Genomic DNA, 17,236 nt, shown 5'->3' on the forward strand with positions numbered 1-17,236 from the left:
TTACGCTCACAATGAATTACTAAATGCCAACTCCATTTACGAAAAAGATGTAAATTCGCACCCTATGAACGAGCAGGATTTTCAACAAATCAACGCTTTACTGGCGTCTCCAAAACGCATCGCAATCATCCCGCACCGCAGCCCTGACGGCGACGCAATGGGCTCGACTTTGGCGTTGTATCACTTCCTTTTGAAACTCGGGCACGAGCCGACGGTCATCGCGCCCAATGAATTCCCGGATTTCCTTGCGTGGTTGCCATCGTCCGAAACGGTTCTGGTATTCGAAAAAAATAAGGAAAGCGTAACCAAAGTATTGGAATCGGCCGAAATCATTTTCACGCTCGATTTCAACGCCTTGCACCGAACCGGCGAAATGGAACACACGCTCGCGAAGCTCAAGGGATTGTTCATTATGATCGACCACCATCAAAAACCCGACGGTTATGCGAAGTTCATGTTCTCGAACACGGCTTACGGATCGACGTGCGAGATGATTTACGACTTCATTTCAGGCCTCGGCAAAAAGGATCTGATCGACAAGACCATCGCGACTTGCATTTATTGCGGCATCATGACCGATTCAGGTTCGTTCCGGTTTCCGTCGACCACAAGCAAGACGCATCGCATCGTCGCCGACCTGATCGACCTCGGCATAGAAAACGGCCAAATCCACAACGCGGTTTACGACAGCAATACGTACAACAGTCTGCAATTGCTAGGAAAAGCATTGCAGAACCTAAAAGTTGTCCCGAACAAAAAAACGAGTTATACCACGCTTTCACAACACGATCTCGACACGTTCGGTTATGTGAAAGGCGATACTGAAGGCGTCGTGAATTACGGCCTGAGTCTAAAAGGCATCAATTTCACGGCAATTTTTATCGAGCATAGAGACGAGAACATCATCAAGATCTCGTTCCGCTCAAAAGGCGATTTCGACGTGAACCAATTCGCGCGCGATCATTTTAACGGAGGCGGCCACATCAACGCCGCGGGCGGAAAATCCTTGACATCGCTCGAGGAAACCGTGCGCAAGTTCGAAGGCCTCGTTTCCCAAATCACCATTTAGCCATGAAACTAAAACACATCCTACTATTTTCGCTAATCGCATTGGTTACGGCTTGCTGCAGCCAGCAACAGGCGCGCAAACCGGTTTCCCACTCGGGCGGCACGTTCATGCAGGAATCGGTGGAACGCAACAAGAAATTGGTCGCGGGCGAGGAAGGAAAAATCGATTCCATCATCAAAAGCAACCCGAACCAAAAATACCTCGCATCGAAAAAAGGCTATTGGTATACGTATATCAAGCAAAATACAGCCGATACGTTGCGTCCGAGGAAAGGCGACATCGCGTATTTCAACTACGAATTGACCGACCTTGACGGAAACGTGATCTACTCGGAACTCGAATTGCGTCCGCAGGAATATTACGTCGACAAAGAACAAAAGATCATGATGGGATTGCGCCACGGCATCAAGCTTATGCACAAGAACGAAACCGTGAAATTTCTGTTCCCGTCTCACATGGGTTACGGCTACCACGGCGATAACCGTCGCATCAGGCAAAACCAACCGCTTATTTGTACCGTAACTTTGACCGATTTTAAACCCGAACAAAAAACCACTACCGAATAACATGAAAAGAAGCATTTTCGCACTTCTGCTTGCCCTTGCATTCGTCTCTTGCAAGGATGAAAACAAAGACCTCGCCGACGGTTTGTATGCCGAAATCCACACCAACAAAGGCGACATCCTATTAGAACTCGAATATGAAAAAGCGCCGATCACAGTTGCGAATTTCGTATCCTTGGCCGAAGGAAAAAACCCATTCGTCGACCAACAATTCAAAGGCAAACCATTTTATGACGGATTGAAATTCCACCGCGTCGTGAGCAGTTTCATGATCCAGGGTGGCGATCCGCTAGCCGACGGTTCGGGCGGTCCGGGTTACAAATTCAGCGACGAGTTCGGCGGGCTTGGACACGATCGTGCGGGAACGCTTTCGATGGCGAACGCGGGACCGGGCACAAACGGAAGCCAATTTTTCATTACGCATGTTCCGACGCCCCAGCTCGACGGACGCCACTCGGTGTTCGGGTATGTCGTGACCGGGCAGGAAGTCGTGGATTCGATCGCTCAGGACGACGTGATGGAAAACGTAAAAATCATCCGCGTGGGCGAAGCCGCAAAACGTTTCGACGCCGTGAAGACGTTCAACGATTATTTCGCAAAAGAAGCCGAGAGCCAGAAAAAACAAGCCGCTATCGCCGCCGAAAATGAAAAAGCTTACCAAGACAAATACGGAGCGGTCATGAATGGGAAAGTCACCAATTTCGCGGCGTTGCGCAAGACGGCTACGAAGACCGCGTCGGGACTTGAATTCGTGATCACCAAGAAAGGTTCGGGCGAAAAACCGGCCAATGGCGACATGACCTTCATGAACTATGCGGGCTATCTCGAAAACGGCCTGTTGTTCGACAGCAACATGATCGAAGTCGTACAGCAATACGGAAAGTTCGACCAAAATCGCGAGCGCGGCGGCGGTTATTTGCCGATGCCGTTCAAATACGGACCGGAAGGTCAATTGATTCCAGGCTTCAAAGAAGGAATGGCACAACTTTCGTATGGCGACAAAGCCGTGCTGTTCATACCCGCATCATTGGGTTACGGAGCAGCGGGAGCGGGCGGCATCATTCCACCTGACGCCAATCTGGTGTTCGAGGTCGAACTCGTCAAGAATCCGAAAGAAAACAAATCCAACTAAATTCGTCATATCATAAAATTCAAGACATGAAAGTAAAAGTAATGTTCCTACTGTTGCTCGCCTTTGGAGTGACGCACGCACAAAACAAACCGCAGCCGGCAAAACCTAAAACCGCTGCCAAATCCGCCGCGAAACCTGCTGTGAAACCTGCAAACGCGGGCGAAGGCATGTTTGCCGAAATCGAAACATCGAAAGGAAAAATCGTACTCGAGCTCGAGTTCGTAAAAACGCCCGTAACCGTTGCGAACTTCGTGTCGTTGGCCGAGGGAAACAACCCGCAGGTTAACGAAAAATACAAAGGGAAACGCTTTTACGACGGCCTTAAGTTCCACCGCGTCATCAAGGACTTCATGATCCAGGGCGGCGATCCGTTGGGAACAGGCGGAGGCGACCCGGGTTATAAATTCAAGGACGAAATCACCGATTTGAAACACACAGGCCCAGGAACACTTTCAATGGCTAACGCCGGTCCGGGCACGAACGGAAGCCAGTTCTTCATCACGCACAAGGAAACGTCTTGGCTCAACGGAAAACACACGGTCTTCGGTCATGTCGTAACAGGTCAGGATGTCGTGAACGCGATTGCCCAGGACGATGTGATCAACAAGGTAACGATCGTGCGCAAAGGAAAAGCAGCCAAGAATTTCGATGCTCCGAAGATCTTCGCCGACTATTTCGCGAACAAATCGGTAGACGAGAAAAAACAGGCCGAGGAAGCCAAGAGAAAAGCTGACGAAGCCGCGGCTGCCAAGAAGATAGCCGACGAAAAAGCGAATGCCGTAAAAGCGCAGAAAAAACCGTATCTCGACGGATTGCGTGCCACGGCAATCACGACCGACAGCGGCCTGCAATATAAAATCCTCAAAAAAGGACAAGGAATCAAACCTGCCGATGGAACGCAAGTCTACATTTACTATGCGGGTTACCTCGAGGACGGAACACTTTTCGATTCCAATTTCGAGGACATCGCCAAAGAATATGGCCGTTTCGACGAACAACGCGCAGCCGGAGGCGGATACAAACCTTTCCCGTTCACGGCCGGAAACAAAAGCGGCTTGATCCCCGGATTCATCGAAGCGCTTGAAAAAATGAACCTCGGTGACCGACTCATCGCCTTCATTCCATCCAAATTGGGATATGGCGAACAAGGAGCAGGCGGCGTCATCCCGCCCAACGCGAACATCATTTTCGAAATTGAATTGGTTGAGAAAATGCCATAAAAAAATCCGGCTTAGGCCGGATTTTTTTTATTATTTAATTGGTGAATCGATTAAATGTTTAACGGTTATGGGAAAATTGAAACTTCGATTTAATAGTATTTTTTGTGTAATCGACTGATCGCTCAGTGGCGGTTATAAGTCGATTAAGATTCTCTGTTTCTAACTAACGATTTCCACCATTAACCGATTAACAAATCCAACTCCTAAAACGCCCACTCAAACTCATCCCGCACGATCACCGCGCCCATTTCAACCTTCGCAACGACTCCGAATTCTTCCTGTAGGATAAGCCAATTCGCTTCGTTGAAATGATTGTCGGCCGTGTCGAAACTCTCGACTTCCCAGGTCTTGAATGTTTTTTGCGGAAGGTTCTCTTTTACTTCGGCGACTTTCTTGCCGATGGGTTGATTGCCCGACAACGTCAAATCGGGATTCGCCGAAATCAGATATCCGAATCGGAAATCCTCATCTTCATAAAACGTCAACCGCAGTTTCGCCGCGTTGTACGCCCAGATCACGTTCTTGTCTTCGTCCTTGAAATGCTTGTCGGGTTTGCCCATGATGGCCTCGACATGCGATTGTTTCATGCCGAAAAGCAGCGGCCCGATTCCTTTTGTCGGATGTAGTTCCATGTGTTTTTTTTTGCAAAAATACGCAATGCCGCGATGTGATTTACTGCTTTAGGATTTTAACTGTATTCACACTTTCGTTCGAATGAAACTGAAACAAATATCTTCCCGTCGACGGCCAACTCAAGTCGACGCGCGAGTCTGCGCTCGGCAACGTTCCGAATATGCGTCCGCCGAAATCGCAGACTTCAAGTGTTGAGCGCAATTTCAAAGTAATAAATTGATTCCTTGGCATTTATTTAACAGAAAACCAAAAACCAATCGAGAACTTTAATCGTAAACAAGTAAGAAGACCACCCTTCAGCAACTTAAAAACAACAACTTATGAAACAACACTTTACTCTGAAAAATTCGATTTCAGCGCTGATCCTGCTCTTTGGGATAGCAATTTCGAACGCGCAAGTCGTGACAAACAACAACGATTCGGGCCCGGGCAGTTTACGCCAGGCGGTCGCGGATGCATCATCGGGAGCCATTATCACGGTCTTTCCGGGAATTACGAACGTACAATTGACTTCGGGTCAAATCACCATCGACAAATCGCTCACGATCACGGGAAACGGTATCATAAATACAACCGTAAACGCAAACGCAAGCTCGCGAATTTTCAACATTACGTCCGGAAACGTAATCATCAACGACATCGACCTTACAAATGGGCTGGCCGATAACGGAGGCGCAATTTATGTCGCCAACGCGAACTTAGCGGTAAATGCATCGCGAATCAGCAATTCGGTAGCGAACGCAGCTGCCGGAAGCGGAGGCGCGATCTATGTGGCGACCGGCGCAAACCTGGTTCTGTTCAACTCACAAATCCAGGACAACCGTGCAAATCGCGCAGGCGGTGGAATTGAAAGCGTCGCCGGAACGATGGTCACGCTCAACAACGTCACGCTTTCAGGCAACAATGCAGGTGTCGCGCCAGCGACCGCAGCTCCGGGTAACGGAGGCGGCTGGCACATCACAGGAGCCGGAATGGGTGAAATCAACGGCGGACTTGTTTCCGACAACATCGCTGCGGCCGAAGGTGGCGGGCTTTGGAACGGATCGGGAACGCTCGATATCGAAGACGCCGAAATCGACGGCAATACAGCTTTAGGCGCGCTGGCCGACAACGGAGGCGGAGGAATCTACAACCTAAACGGCGGAACGTTGATCATCGATGATTCGCAAATCACGAACAACATTGCCAGCGGAGCTGCGGGAAGCGGCGGCGGAATCCTGAACGATGTCGGGGCGACCGTCACGATCACCGACACTGAAATTTCAGAGAATACGTCGAACCGTGCCGGAGGAGGAATCGAAAACAACGCGGGAACAGTCAACATGAACAATGTCTGGCTCACCGACAATACGACCAACAACGCACCTGGAAACGGCGGCGGACTTCACGTAACGGCGGCCGGAACGGTAAATATCACAAACGGTGTCGTGAGTTTCAACTACGCGGGAGCTGAAGGCGGCGGGCTTTGGAACGGAACCGGAACCATGACCGTAAACGGTACGGTGATCAACGGAAACGTAGCGGCAGGCGCGGCTCAAGACCAAGGCGGCGGCGGAATCTATAACCTCAACGCGGGAACGCTCGTCGTGACGGGCGCGCAAATCACCGATAACCAGGCAACCGGAACATTGGGAAGCGGCGGCGGAATCCTGAATGATGTCGGATCGCAACTATCGGTAACAAACACCCAGATTACAGGTAACACGGCGATTCGCGCAGGCGGCGGAATCGAAGACAATTCGGGCACAAGCACGATAGTTTTGAATAACGTAAACCTCAACGGAAATTCGGTTTCAGGACCTCCGGGCAACGGCGGCGGCTTGCATATCACAGGCGGCGGAAGCGCGACGATCACGGGCGGAACCGTAAACGGGAACACGGCATCACAAGAAGGCGGCGGATTGTGGAACGGAACCGGAACGATGACGATCAGCGGGACGACGATTAATGGAAATACGGCTTCGGGCGTCGCGGCTGACCAAGGCGGCGGCGGAATCTACAATCTCAACGGCGGAACGCTCACGATCACAGGCGCGACGATTTCAAATAACGTAGCCAATGGAACACTCGGAAGCGGAGGCGGAATCCTGAACGACGTCGGATCGCAACTATCGGTAACAAACACCCAGATTACAGGTAACACGGCGATTCGCGCAGGCGGTGGCATCGAAGACAATTCGGGAACGAGCACGATCACGTTGACCAACGTGAACCTCAACGGCAATACCGCTTCAGGACCTCCGGGCAACGGCGGCGGATTGCACATCACTGGCGGCGGAAGCGCAACCATCATGGGCGGAACCGTAAACGACAACACGGCCGGGCTTGAAGGCGGCGGACTTTGGAACGGATCGGGAACGATGACCGTAACGAATGTCGAGATCGACGGGAATACATCGACAGGCGCTGCAGCTGACGACGGCGGTGGCGGAATCTTTAACACGGCTGGAACAGTAAACGTATCCGGCAGCACGATTTCGAACAACCTCGCAACCGGAACCAGCGGAAGCGGTGGCGGAATCTTCAGCCTTGCCGGAACAGTTACGGTTACCGATTCAACGATTGACGGCAACTCGGCAAATCGCGCTGGCGGTGGAATCGAAGTCGTAGCGGGAACGCTCACGGTTTCAGGAACCGACCTTACGAACAATGACGTCGATGGCGGAGCCGGAACACCGAATCCAGGAAACGGAGGCGCGCTTCATATCACGGGAGTTACCGTGGCTACTTTCACCGAATGTAACGTTTCGAACAACGACGCTCGTCGCGAAGGTGGCGGACTTTGGAATCAGACAGGTTCAACATTGAACGTGATGACATCGACCGTAAATGCCAATACGGCCAGCGGACCCGACGCCATACACGGAGGCGGCGGAATCTTCAACAACGGCGGAACGCTTATGGTGAGCGCGTCGACGATTTCTAACAACATTTCTGACGGAGCGCTCGCAAACGGCGGCGGACTTCACGTGAAAACAGGAACCGCGACTGTGATGACGAGTACATTCTCAGGAAACACGTCGGCCAACAACGGCGGCGGATTGTACAACAACGCTGCACTTACCCTTAATGCCCTTACGATTGCCAACAACTCGACCACGACTAATGGTGGCGGAATCTACAACAACAGCGCTACGTCGGTGACTATCAAGAATACCATCGTGGCAACCAACGTCGCCGCTTCAGGCAGCAATGTTTGGGGAGCGACGGGCAGTTTCACATCCCAAGGCTACAACCTTATCGGATCGGATGATGCGAACGTCTTCACGCTTGCTACCGGCGACCTTGAAGGCCCGAACGACACGCCTTTGAATCCGCTTTTCGGACCTTTGGCTAACAATGGCGGATTGACGTTCACGCACGCTCTGCAAGCGAACAGCCCGGCTTATAACACGGGAAGCCCGTCGGATACGTTCGCGGATCAATTGGGAATGGCCGTATTTGGTGGAATTCGTGACATCGGCGCATTCGAGGCGCAATCGCAACTCGGGGTCGAGGATTTTGCCTTCGGATCAAAACGCAGCCGCATTTACCCTAACCCATCGAAAGGTTTGGTCACGATCGAACTCGCCTCGACTTTTGACGGGGAAGCCAACGTGACGCTCGTGGATATGGGAACCGGAAAAACAGTACGCGAAATGAAACTTGGCGGCATATCGACGCAAATGGACACCGGCGGTCATGCAACGGGCGTTTACTTGCTTCGCGTGCAATCAGGCAATTTCGCGGAGAACCACAAACTTGTCATTACCGATTAGTAAATTTTTGTTAGTTAGCTTTGACGGCTTCGATCTCGAGTGGAAGCCGTTTTTTTTTTGTGAAAATATGCGTTTTTCACGTAATCGAAATTTCGGGTTTTTCGGTATTTTTGAAAGACCTAACAGATTTTGAAAATCTGTTAGGTCTGCAAAATAGTATAGTGCCGCGTTCCAAAAACTCCCAACAAATCGCATATATTTGAAAAAACATCAAACATGCGCACGGAATCGGCATTCACGGGACTTTTTTTAATTGGGATCATTTTCAGGCTGCTCCACTTCCCGGGCGGGAGTTTGTTTGTCATCCTGGCGCTCTCCACGCTTGCTTTGCTGTATTTCCCTTTTGGATTTTTCTTCTTGTCCGACAAAAGCATCAAGAATCAAAATACCGCGCTTTCGATAGTTACGGGACTTTTTCTGTCGACGTTGGTCATCGGAATTGAATTTGGCATACTGAATTGGCCGGGCGCGAACGTATTGTTGATAATCGGAGCAATCTCAGTGATCATCACACTCGCACTGACATTGTCGCAAAAACAGACAAATAAAGAAGAGTCGCGCAAACGGTACTACGACCGACTGGCGATTCGGCAAATCTTTTTTCTACTCGTGGGATTGGTCGCTTTCTTTTTGTGACTAAAGTCTCTCAGACAACTCTTTTTTCACGTCACCGAACCATTCGTCTTTCAGAATACTTAAAATGATGCTGTCTCGTCGGCCGCCATTGAGATTCGGCGCATGGCTTCTCAAGATTCCCTCGACTTTGCACCCGATGCTTTTCATGGCCGCGATGCTGCGTTCGTTGCTTGCGTCGGCGCGGAATTCGACGCGTTCCATTTCGAGATTTTCAAACGCATATTGGAGTAATAGGAATTTGCAGTGCTTGTTCAAACCCGTTCCGTGAAAATCAATTCCGTACCAAGTGTAACCGAGTTGCAGCGATTTATTGGGAAAATTCATGTCGTAGAAACGCGTGCTTCCTGCGAAACGATTGGTTGCCTTGTCGAACACTATGAATGGGAATTCGGTTTTGTTATCGCGCGCTTCGATCGCGATCCGAATATAATTTTCGAGATTCTCCCGTCCGCCGCTCGCGGGAACCAATGAATATTTCCAGAGCTCCGGCTCGTTTTCAGACAGGTAAAGCAAGTGATCGACATCGCTCAGCTGCAACGGACACAAGAGAACGCGTCCGTTTTCTAAAATTAGGTTTTGGTTAAAGTCAAAAGTCATTATTGGAAGTTATTAAATTAACCATCAAAAAGATAAAGCCGTTAGAACAGCTTTTCTTATTTCCGACAAACCCTTAATGATCTTAATGAACTTAACGGTTCAAAAAAAATTCAAGTCGGATTTGTAAAACGAAATGTTCTAAACATTAAGAACATTAAGAACATTAAGTCCATTAAGAATAGCTTTTCTTATTTCCGAAAACCCTTAACTCCCTTAACTATCTTAATTGTTCAGAAAATTTCAAGTCGGATTTATAAAACAAAATGTTCTAAACATCAAGTTCATTAAGAATAGCTTTTCTTATTTCCGAAAACCCTTAATGATCTTAATGAACTTAATGGTTCAAAAAAATTCAAGTCGGATTTATAAAACGAAATGTTCTAAACATTAAGAACATTAAGTCCATTAAGAATAGCTTTTCTTATTTCCGAAAACCCTTAACTCCCTTAACTATCTTAATTGTTCAGAAAATTTCAAGTCGGATTTATAAAACAAAATATTTAAACATCAAAAACATTAAGAACATTAAGAATAGCTTTTTTTATTTCCGAAAACCCTTAATGATCTTAATGAACTTAATGGTTCAGAAAATTTAAAGTCGGAATACTAAAAAACAAAACTTATGTCCTAAACGTTGACAACATTAAGCGCCTCACGTTCATTAAAAATACCTTTTTTTTACGAAAACCCTTAATGCTCTCAATGACCTTAATGGTTCAAAAAAAATCTAAATGTTTTAAAACAAACTAGTAAACGAATTCCCCAAACTCACTCGCAATAGTCAACTTCTTCCCCTCAAAAGCCTCCACGCGACCCACGATCTGTGCATCGACGCCGAACGACTTCGAAATGTAAATCAAATCTTCAGAAATCGCCTCGGGAACATACAATTCCATCCTATGCCCGCAATTGAAAACCTGGTACATTTCTTTCCAATCCGTCTTGGATTGCTGTTGGATCAACTTGAAAAGCGGCGGAACCGGAAATAAATTATCCTTTATCACATGCACATTATCCACGAAATGCAACACCTTAGTCTGCGCGCCTCCGCTGCAATGCACCATGCCATGAATATCCTCAGGGTAATATTTTGAAAGTATTTTCTTGATGATCGGCGCGTAGGTGCGAGTCGGGGACAACACAAGTTTTCCCGCGTCCAGAGGCGAATCCTCGACCGCATCCGTCAATTTCACGCCGCCCGAATACACGAGCTCGCCGGGAACCGCAGCGTCGAAACTCTCGGGATATTTCTCTGACAGATATTTCGAAAACACGTCATGTCGAGCTGACGTCAATCCGTTGCTTCCCATTCCGCCATTGTATTCCTTCTCGTAATTCGATTGTCCGAACGACGCCAACCCCACGATCACGTCTCCCGGTTTGATGCGCGCATTGTCGATCACATTACCGCGTTTCATGCGGGCCGTAACCGTTGAATCTACTATGATCGTGCGCACCAAGTCCCCGACGTCGGCGGTTTCCCCTCCGGTCGAATGGATCGTTACGCCAAAGTTCTTGAGTTCCTCTATGAGTTCTTCGGTTCCGTTTATGATCGCCGAAAGCACTTCGGCCGGAATCAAATTCTTATTTCTCCCGATGGTCGACGACAACATGATATTATCGGTCGCGCCCACGCAAAGCAAATCGTCGATGTTCATGATGAGCGCGTCCTGGGCGATGCCTTTCCAAACGCTCAAATCGCCGGTTTCCTTCCAGTACATGTACGCGAGAGACGATTTCGTTCCCGCTCCGTCGGCATGCATGACGAGGCAATAATTGCCGTCGCCCGTCAAATGATCGGGTACGATTTTACAGAAAGCCTTCGGAAAAAGTCCTTTATCGATGTTCTTGATCGCGGCGTGAACGTCCTCTTTCTCGGCCGAAACACCGCGTTGGGCGTAGCGTTTTGAAGTGTCTTGACTCATGGTTTTGTGTTGTTGGGCAAAGATAGGTTTTTTGTTGAATCGGTGTTTTGTTTGTTTGTTGATTCGTTGATTCGTTGATTCGTTGATTTGTTGATTTGTTGATTTGTTGATTTGAGTTCGTCGCTCGCGTTAGGCTTGTGAGTTTTTGATTCAAGTTTTGATTTTGGACGGTTCGGCGCGACGGGCTAATTACTTAGACACCAGAGGCATAGCCGAACTGTATCAAGCAAAGGCCGCCATCCTTAACGCGGTCAAAAAACATAAACGAAAATTCTTAAATTGCCTAAAAAATAAAATGCCGATCGACATCAACACAACAACGCCCGACCACGAAATCGTCGCGTCGAGAATCCTGAACTTCCCTCGGACATTGGTGTATCGCGCCTGGACCGAACCCGAGCATCTCAAAAATTGGTGGGGACCGAACGGCTTCACGAACACGTTCAACGAATTCGATTTCCGCGTGGGCGGCAAATGGAGTTTCATCATGCACGGCCCTGAAAAAGGAAACTACGCGAACGAAGTGGAATTCACGCAGATCGAACCGCTTTCTTTTCTACTCTGGAAACGCTATTCGAAGCCGCTTTTCCAGGTTGCGGTGACGTTCGATGAAATTTCAGAAACCGAAACGAAAGTTACGTTCCGTCAGATTTTCGATACCGTCGAAGAATGTGCGAAGATCAAACCGTATGTCGTCGACAAGAACGAGGAAAATTTCGACAGGCTCGAGACGGAGCTTTCGACCATGGTTTAAAAAAACGAATCAGATAAATCTAAATCCGAGACCGACAATGGCCAAATACAGATCAAGCTTGCTCAAATTCCATTTGCTGTTGCTGGGATTTCTCCTGCTGAATTTCGTATTTCGGATGTCTGTGCAAATCAGCGTAAACTATCAAATCGTTTTCGTCGCGAAAATCCTGCTGTATGTTTCAGGATTGATTTTATTCTTCTCCTATCTGAAACCCATTAAAAAACGACTTCTTTACTTTTCGTTCTTCGCTTTGTCGCCCGTCTTCATTTTGGTGAGTTGGCTGATCGATGGGATTTTCGGAGCCATTCTCGTCTCTATTGTCCTGTTCTGTTTCGCGCCCGAAGATTCACGGTTAAACGACAGCGGCATCCACATTTACAAAAACTTCTCGGGATTTATGGCTCATACATCTCATTATGAAATTACACAGCCGAAACTCTTGTTGTTCGAAAAAATAATTGCCGATTTCGAATTCGACAAAAACCTTTATTTCGAAAAGAAAGATCTCCAATTCAAAAACGACAACCTTCAAATAAGAATGATCCTAAAAAAATATGACCATGTCGAAAATCACTATTTCGCAAAAGACACGACACTCCAAATCCAACTATAATAATTCCCAACCCAAAACAAAGTCCAATTATTAATTATTAATTGTCAATTATCAATTGTCAATTATCAATTGTCAATTATCAATTATCAATTGTCAATTGTCAATTGTCAATTATCAACTATCAATTCCCACAACCTCAATCTCAACCCTTCGATTCTCATCAGCCTCACGATCAGTCTTCTCAGGAATCGGATGGATCGGTCGTGAAACCCCAAAACCCTTGTATGACAAGCGTTCCTTAGCGATTCCGTTGCGGATCAGATATTCGTAAATCGCTTTGGCGCGCATCGTCGACACATAGGAGTAATCTTTTTCGCGCACGGTCTGACAACAAATATGGCCTTGTACCTGGATCTTTAGGTTCGGATTATCGCGCATCACGGCGAGCAGTTCCTTGAGTTTGGCCGCGCTGTTGGCCACGATCTGGTCACTCATGTTGTAGAAGTTGATGTTGTCGAGCTTGATTTTGTCGCCCACGACTGCTTTTTTCACCTTTTCGCTAAGTTCACTTTTGGGTTTTTCGATAATGGGTTTCCCCGAATTGTACCACAGCGCGACTTTCCTATTCTCCCAGTGGTTCCGCGACATCGGAAAACTTTCACCATAACCTTTAAGCGTAAAATTGCTTGCGAATACAGTATTTCGTGATCTAAGAAATTCGGTAACCGCCTGCGCGCGGCGCAACGAAAGGCTGTCGTTGTAATTCAATGTCCCTATGCGGTCGCAATAGCCATAAACCGCGGTGACTTCGGCTTTCGGATTTTCAGTAATCCAAGTTTCGAGTTTTTGTTGCTCCGACGGATTCAGGTCATATCGGTCGAACTCGAAAAACACTTCTGCCCTATCCTGCGCGACAAGGCTTGAAAACAATGAAAAAACAATAATGGTAAAAAGATACTTCATGACTTATATTTCGCGTCCATTGAAAAATTCATTCCCAACTGTCAATTGTCAACTGTCAATTGTCAATTGTCAATTCCCAACTATCTCAATCTCAACTCTCCGATTCGCCGCCCTTTCTTCCTCATTCTTCTCCGGAATCGCATGCAACGGATTGTTCGTGCCGAAACCCTTGTACGACAACCGCGTCTTATCGATACCGTTGTTGAGCAAAAAGCTGTAGATTGCCTTGGCGCGCTTGGTCGACAAATCGGTGTGGTCTTTCGGGCTGCAGCACAAATGGCCCTGTATGTCGATTCTGAGATTCGGATTTCGTTGGAGCACGAGCAGCAATTCATACAGTTTCGAACGGGAATCGGCGACGATGGCAAACGTGTTGATCACGAAATTTAAATTCGCGATCGTGAGTTTCTCGCCCGTTTTCGCGTTCGTCATTCGCGTCATGAACTCGACGTTGAGTTTGTATTCCGATTTCGAGCCGTCGGCGTTGTTGACCGTTATGGTTTCAGGATATGTGACGACCCGTTTTTCGGCCGAAGGTTTCGAACCTAGGATTTCGTTCTCGCGCGCAATGTCTTTTTCAAGCAAATAATAGATCGTAGCTTTCCTGTTTTCGGCCTTATTCGCCGAGTGTTTGTGCAACTCACCGAAGCTTCGTTTCTTGAAATCGCCGCGGATCCTGATCTTCCCTTTGACCATATCGTGGATCGCATTCACGCGTTTTTGGGCGAGCGTATCGTTGTGGCCCGTGCTTCCGTCCTCATCGGTGTAACCGTTTATGGCAACGATCTTCACCTCAGGATTGTCGGAAATCCATTTCCCAAGACGGTCGTGTTCGACGGGTTTCAGATCGTGCCTATTCGTATCGAAATACACCGAAAATTGTTCCTGGGCGTTCACGAAAACAGGCGCGCAAAAAAACAAAAGCAGTACAACGGGAAACTTCATGATTCTTTTTTGGGATAACGAAAGGTACACAAATTTGTTGCGACCGCCATACGCATAAAAAAACCCGCCTCGAAAAGAAGCGGGTTTTTATTGTTTGAATTATCAACTATCGTGTAAACAACAATTCGCGGTATTTCGTCAACGTCCAAGTCTCGTCGTCAACCAAAAGTTCCAACTTGTCGCAGTGCTCGCGGATGATATCGAAATACGGTTTCACCTGATCGCAATACGCGGCCGCCATTTTCTCGGCGCTGTCAAGATTGTTCGCTTTTTTGCGTTCTTCAGTCATCGCGTCGACGTTAGAGCTGATCCCTTCGATGTGACCTGAGATTTGCTTGATCAAACTCACTTGCTCCTTCGCGATGCTTTCGTAGTCGCTTCCGAAGATTTCCTTAAGACCTTTCACGTTCTCGATAAGCGTGTTCTGGTATTTTATCGCAGTCGGAACGACGTGGTTACGAGCGATGTCGCCCAGAACGCGTCCTTCGATCTGGATTTTTTTCGTGTATTCCTCGAGTTCTATTTCGTAACGCGATTCCACTTCGACGTGGTTCATGACGCCCATTTCGGCGAACAAATCCATCGCCTTTTGAGATACTTTCGCCTTCAACGCTTCAGGAGTCGTCTTGTGGTTGCTCAATTTGCGTTTCGCGCCTTCAGCCTGCCATTCGTCGCTGTAACCGTCGCCTTCGAAAAGGATGGCTTTGGTTTGCTTGATGTATTCGCGAAGTACGTTGAAGATCGCCTCGTCTTTCTTCAGACCTTTTCCGTCGATCAAACTATCGACCTCAACTTTGAAGTCTTTCAATTGTTTGGCGACGATCGTGTTCAAGGTCGTCATCGAAACGGCGCAGTTCGCTGATGAACCTACGGCGCGGAATTCGAACTTGTTACCTGTAAATGCGAACGGTGACGTACGGTTACGGTCAGTATTATCAAGAAGAACATCGGGAATTTTACCGACGACGTTCAGTTTAAGATCTGTTTTTTCCTCGGGCGACAATTTCCCGTCGGTCACATTCTCAAGATTCTCAAGGACTTTCGTAAGCTGTTGTCCGATGAAAACCGAAATGATCGCAGGCGGCGCCTCGTTCGCTCCCAAACGGTGGTCGTTCGAAGCCGACGCGATAGACGCACGCATCAATTCTTCGTACGTGTAAACCGCTTTGATCGTGTTGATGAAGAACGTAAGGAACTGCAAATTGCTCATCGGCGTTTTTCCCGGAGCGAGCAAGTTGATTCCAGTGTCAGTCGCCATTGACCAGTTGTTGTGCTTTCCTGAACCGTTCACGCCTTTGAATGGCTTCTCGTGGAAAAGGACTTTGAACGCGTGGCGCTCGGCTACTTTTTGCATCACGTCCATCAACAAGGAGTTGTGATCTACGGCAAGGTTCGTTTCCTCGAAGATCGGAGCGAGCTCGAATTGGTTCGGTGCTACTTCGTTGTGACGTGTTTTTACGGGAATTCCGAGCAACATACATTCGTTTTCCAAATCGCGCATGTAATTCAGAACGCGTGTCGGGATCGATCCGAAATAATGATCCTCCAATTGCTGTCCTTTCGCCGAAGCGTGACCAAGAAGCGTTCTTCCGGTCAAGGTAATATCAGGACGTGAAGCCGCCAAAGCCGAGTCGATCAGGAAATATTCTTGTTCCCAACCTAACGTAGGCGTAACTTTTTTCACGTTTTTGTCGAAATATTTCGCCACATCGGTAGCCGCGTCGTCGATGGCGTTCAAGGCGCGCAAAAGCGGTGCCTTGTTATCAAGTGCTTCACCCGTGTACGAAACGAATACTGTTGGGATACAAAGTGTCGTCCCGAAGATGAATGCAGGTGAAGTCGGATCCCAAGCCGTGTAACCGCGAGCTTCGAATGTGTTGCGGATTCCACCGTTCGGGAACGATGAAGCGTCCGGTTCTTGTTGAACGAGTTGGCTGCCTCCGAATTTTTCTACCGGATCAGAACCGTCCATCGATGTCTCGAAGAACGCGTCGTGCTTTTCAGCTGTGGCGCCCGTCAAAGGCTGGAACCAGTGCGTATAGTGTGTCACGCCTTTTGAAAGCGCCCATTCCTTCATTCCCATCGCGATATAATCGGCGAGTTTGCGGTCGATTTTGGTTCCGTGCTGTACCGCGCTTTGGACGGCTTTGTAGCCTTCAGGCGTCAGGAATTGGCGCATCGCCTTGTCGTTGAACACATTGCTGCCAAAAATGATCGATTTTTTGTCGAGCTCTTTTACTTCTACAACCTTTCTATTGGCTGTTTCTTTAATAGATTGAAAACGGAATGTTGACATAAAGTACGTTTTAAAGAATTAAACCCTTTTAATTTGGTGCAAATATAGCGGTTTTTTGAATTTAAAAAATACAATACCCTATTTTGGACGGGGTAAAAATGAAAATTTATCAACATTTGATAATTCAACCCTGAAATTTTGAAGTTGGTCGATGAAAATGTTCTACAGAAAGTGTTTTTGTGGAAGCGACGT

Annotated in this window: 14 protein-coding genes; 8 read left to right on the plus strand and 6 right to left on the minus strand. The window is 47.9% G+C overall.

The features are described 5' to 3' along the window. Positions 1-64 precede the first annotated feature (64 nt). The 4 genes from EOO50_RS05515 to EOO50_RS05530 are packed head-to-tail and all read left to right on the plus strand — an operon-like array spanning position 65 to position 3,984. Positions 65-1,069, plus strand: coding sequence for a bifunctional oligoribonuclease/PAP phosphatase NrnA (locus EOO50_RS05515; RefSeq protein WP_290838514.1), 1,005 nt, complete (start codon positions 65-67; stop codon positions 1,067-1,069). A 2-nt stretch (positions 1,070-1,071) separates the two neighbouring features. After that, the gene (gene gldI / locus EOO50_RS05520; RefSeq protein ID WP_290838516.1) at positions 1,072-1,635 is read left to right on the plus strand and encodes a gliding motility-associated peptidyl-prolyl isomerase GldI; all 564 of its coding nucleotides are present in this window, start codon (positions 1,072-1,074) and stop codon (positions 1,633-1,635) included. A 1-nt stretch (position 1,636) separates the two neighbouring features. After that, on the plus strand, positions 1,637-2,764 hold the full coding sequence (locus EOO50_RS05525; protein ID WP_290838517.1) for a peptidylprolyl isomerase: 1,128 nt from the start codon (positions 1,637-1,639) through the stop codon (positions 2,762-2,764). A 26-nt stretch (positions 2,765-2,790) separates the two neighbouring features. Next, positions 2,791-3,984, plus strand: coding sequence for a peptidylprolyl isomerase (locus EOO50_RS05530; RefSeq protein ID WP_290838518.1), 1,194 nt, complete (start codon positions 2,791-2,793; stop codon positions 3,982-3,984). Positions 3,985-4,187: 203 nt separating this feature from the next. Here the strand turns inward: EOO50_RS05530 and EOO50_RS05535 are convergent, their stop codons facing one another. Beyond that, positions 4,188-4,616, minus strand: coding sequence for a hypothetical protein (locus EOO50_RS05535; protein ID WP_290838519.1), 429 nt, complete (start codon positions 4,614-4,616; stop codon positions 4,188-4,190). Positions 4,617-4,937: 321 nt separating this feature from the next. Between EOO50_RS05535 and EOO50_RS05540 the strand changes: the two genes are divergently transcribed. Both EOO50_RS05540 and EOO50_RS05545 read left to right on the plus strand, forming a co-directional pair. After that, complete coding sequence (locus tag EOO50_RS05540) at positions 4,938-8,375, plus strand: choice-of-anchor Q domain-containing protein (RefSeq protein WP_290838520.1); 3,438 nt, start codon at positions 4,938-4,940, stop codon at positions 8,373-8,375. 216 nt (positions 8,376-8,591) lie between these two features. Next, positions 8,592-9,011 carry a hypothetical protein gene (locus tag EOO50_RS05545; protein ID WP_290838521.1) on the plus strand — a complete coding sequence of 140 codons (420 nt, stop codon included), beginning with the start codon at positions 8,592-8,594 and terminating at the stop codon, positions 9,009-9,011. Here EOO50_RS05545 and EOO50_RS05550 read toward each other — a convergent pair whose 3' ends face one another. After that, positions 9,012-9,608: a GNAT family protein gene (locus EOO50_RS05550; protein WP_290838523.1), complete on the minus strand. Its 597-nt coding sequence runs from the start codon at positions 9,606-9,608 to the stop codon at positions 9,012-9,014. A gap of 746 nt (positions 9,609-10,354) precedes the next feature. Further along, positions 10,355-11,533: an AIR synthase related protein gene (locus tag EOO50_RS05555; RefSeq protein WP_290838524.1), complete on the minus strand. Its 1,179-nt coding sequence runs from the start codon at positions 11,531-11,533 to the stop codon at positions 10,355-10,357. A 295-nt stretch (positions 11,534-11,828) separates the two neighbouring features. On the opposite strand from EOO50_RS05555, the gene EOO50_RS05560 reads away from it, so the two are divergent. Both EOO50_RS05560 and EOO50_RS05565 read left to right on the plus strand, forming a co-directional pair. Further along, entirely contained in the window at positions 11,829-12,287 is a 459-nt protein-coding gene (locus EOO50_RS05560) for an SRPBCC family protein (RefSeq protein WP_290838526.1), read from the plus strand. Positions 12,288-12,324: 37 nt separating this feature from the next. Beyond that, positions 12,325-12,900, plus strand: a complete 576-nt coding sequence (locus EOO50_RS05565; protein ID WP_290838527.1) for a hypothetical protein — start codon at positions 12,325-12,327, stop codon at positions 12,898-12,900. 114 nt (positions 12,901-13,014) lie between these two features. Here the strand turns inward: EOO50_RS05565 and EOO50_RS05570 are convergent, their stop codons facing one another. The 3 genes from EOO50_RS05570 to EOO50_RS05580 all read right to left on the minus strand — a co-directional run bounded on the left by EOO50_RS05570 (position 13,015) and on the right by EOO50_RS05580 (position 17,044). Next, entirely contained in the window at positions 13,015-13,803 is a 789-nt protein-coding gene (locus tag EOO50_RS05570) for an OmpA family protein (protein WP_290838528.1), read from the minus strand. 69 nt (positions 13,804-13,872) lie between these two features. Then, positions 13,873-14,748, minus strand: coding sequence for an OmpA family protein (locus EOO50_RS05575; protein ID WP_290838530.1), 876 nt, complete (start codon positions 14,746-14,748; stop codon positions 13,873-13,875). 106 nt (positions 14,749-14,854) lie between these two features. Beyond that, a complete protein-coding gene (locus EOO50_RS05580) occupies positions 14,855-17,044 on the minus strand; it encodes a glutamine synthetase III (RefSeq protein ID WP_290838531.1) in 2,190 nt (729 codons plus the stop codon). Between the last annotated feature and the right edge of the window lie 192 nt (positions 17,045-17,236).

The organism is Flavobacterium sp., assembly GCF_004211145.1.
Lineage (GTDB): Bacteria > Bacteroidota > Bacteroidia > Flavobacteriales > Flavobacteriaceae > Flavobacterium.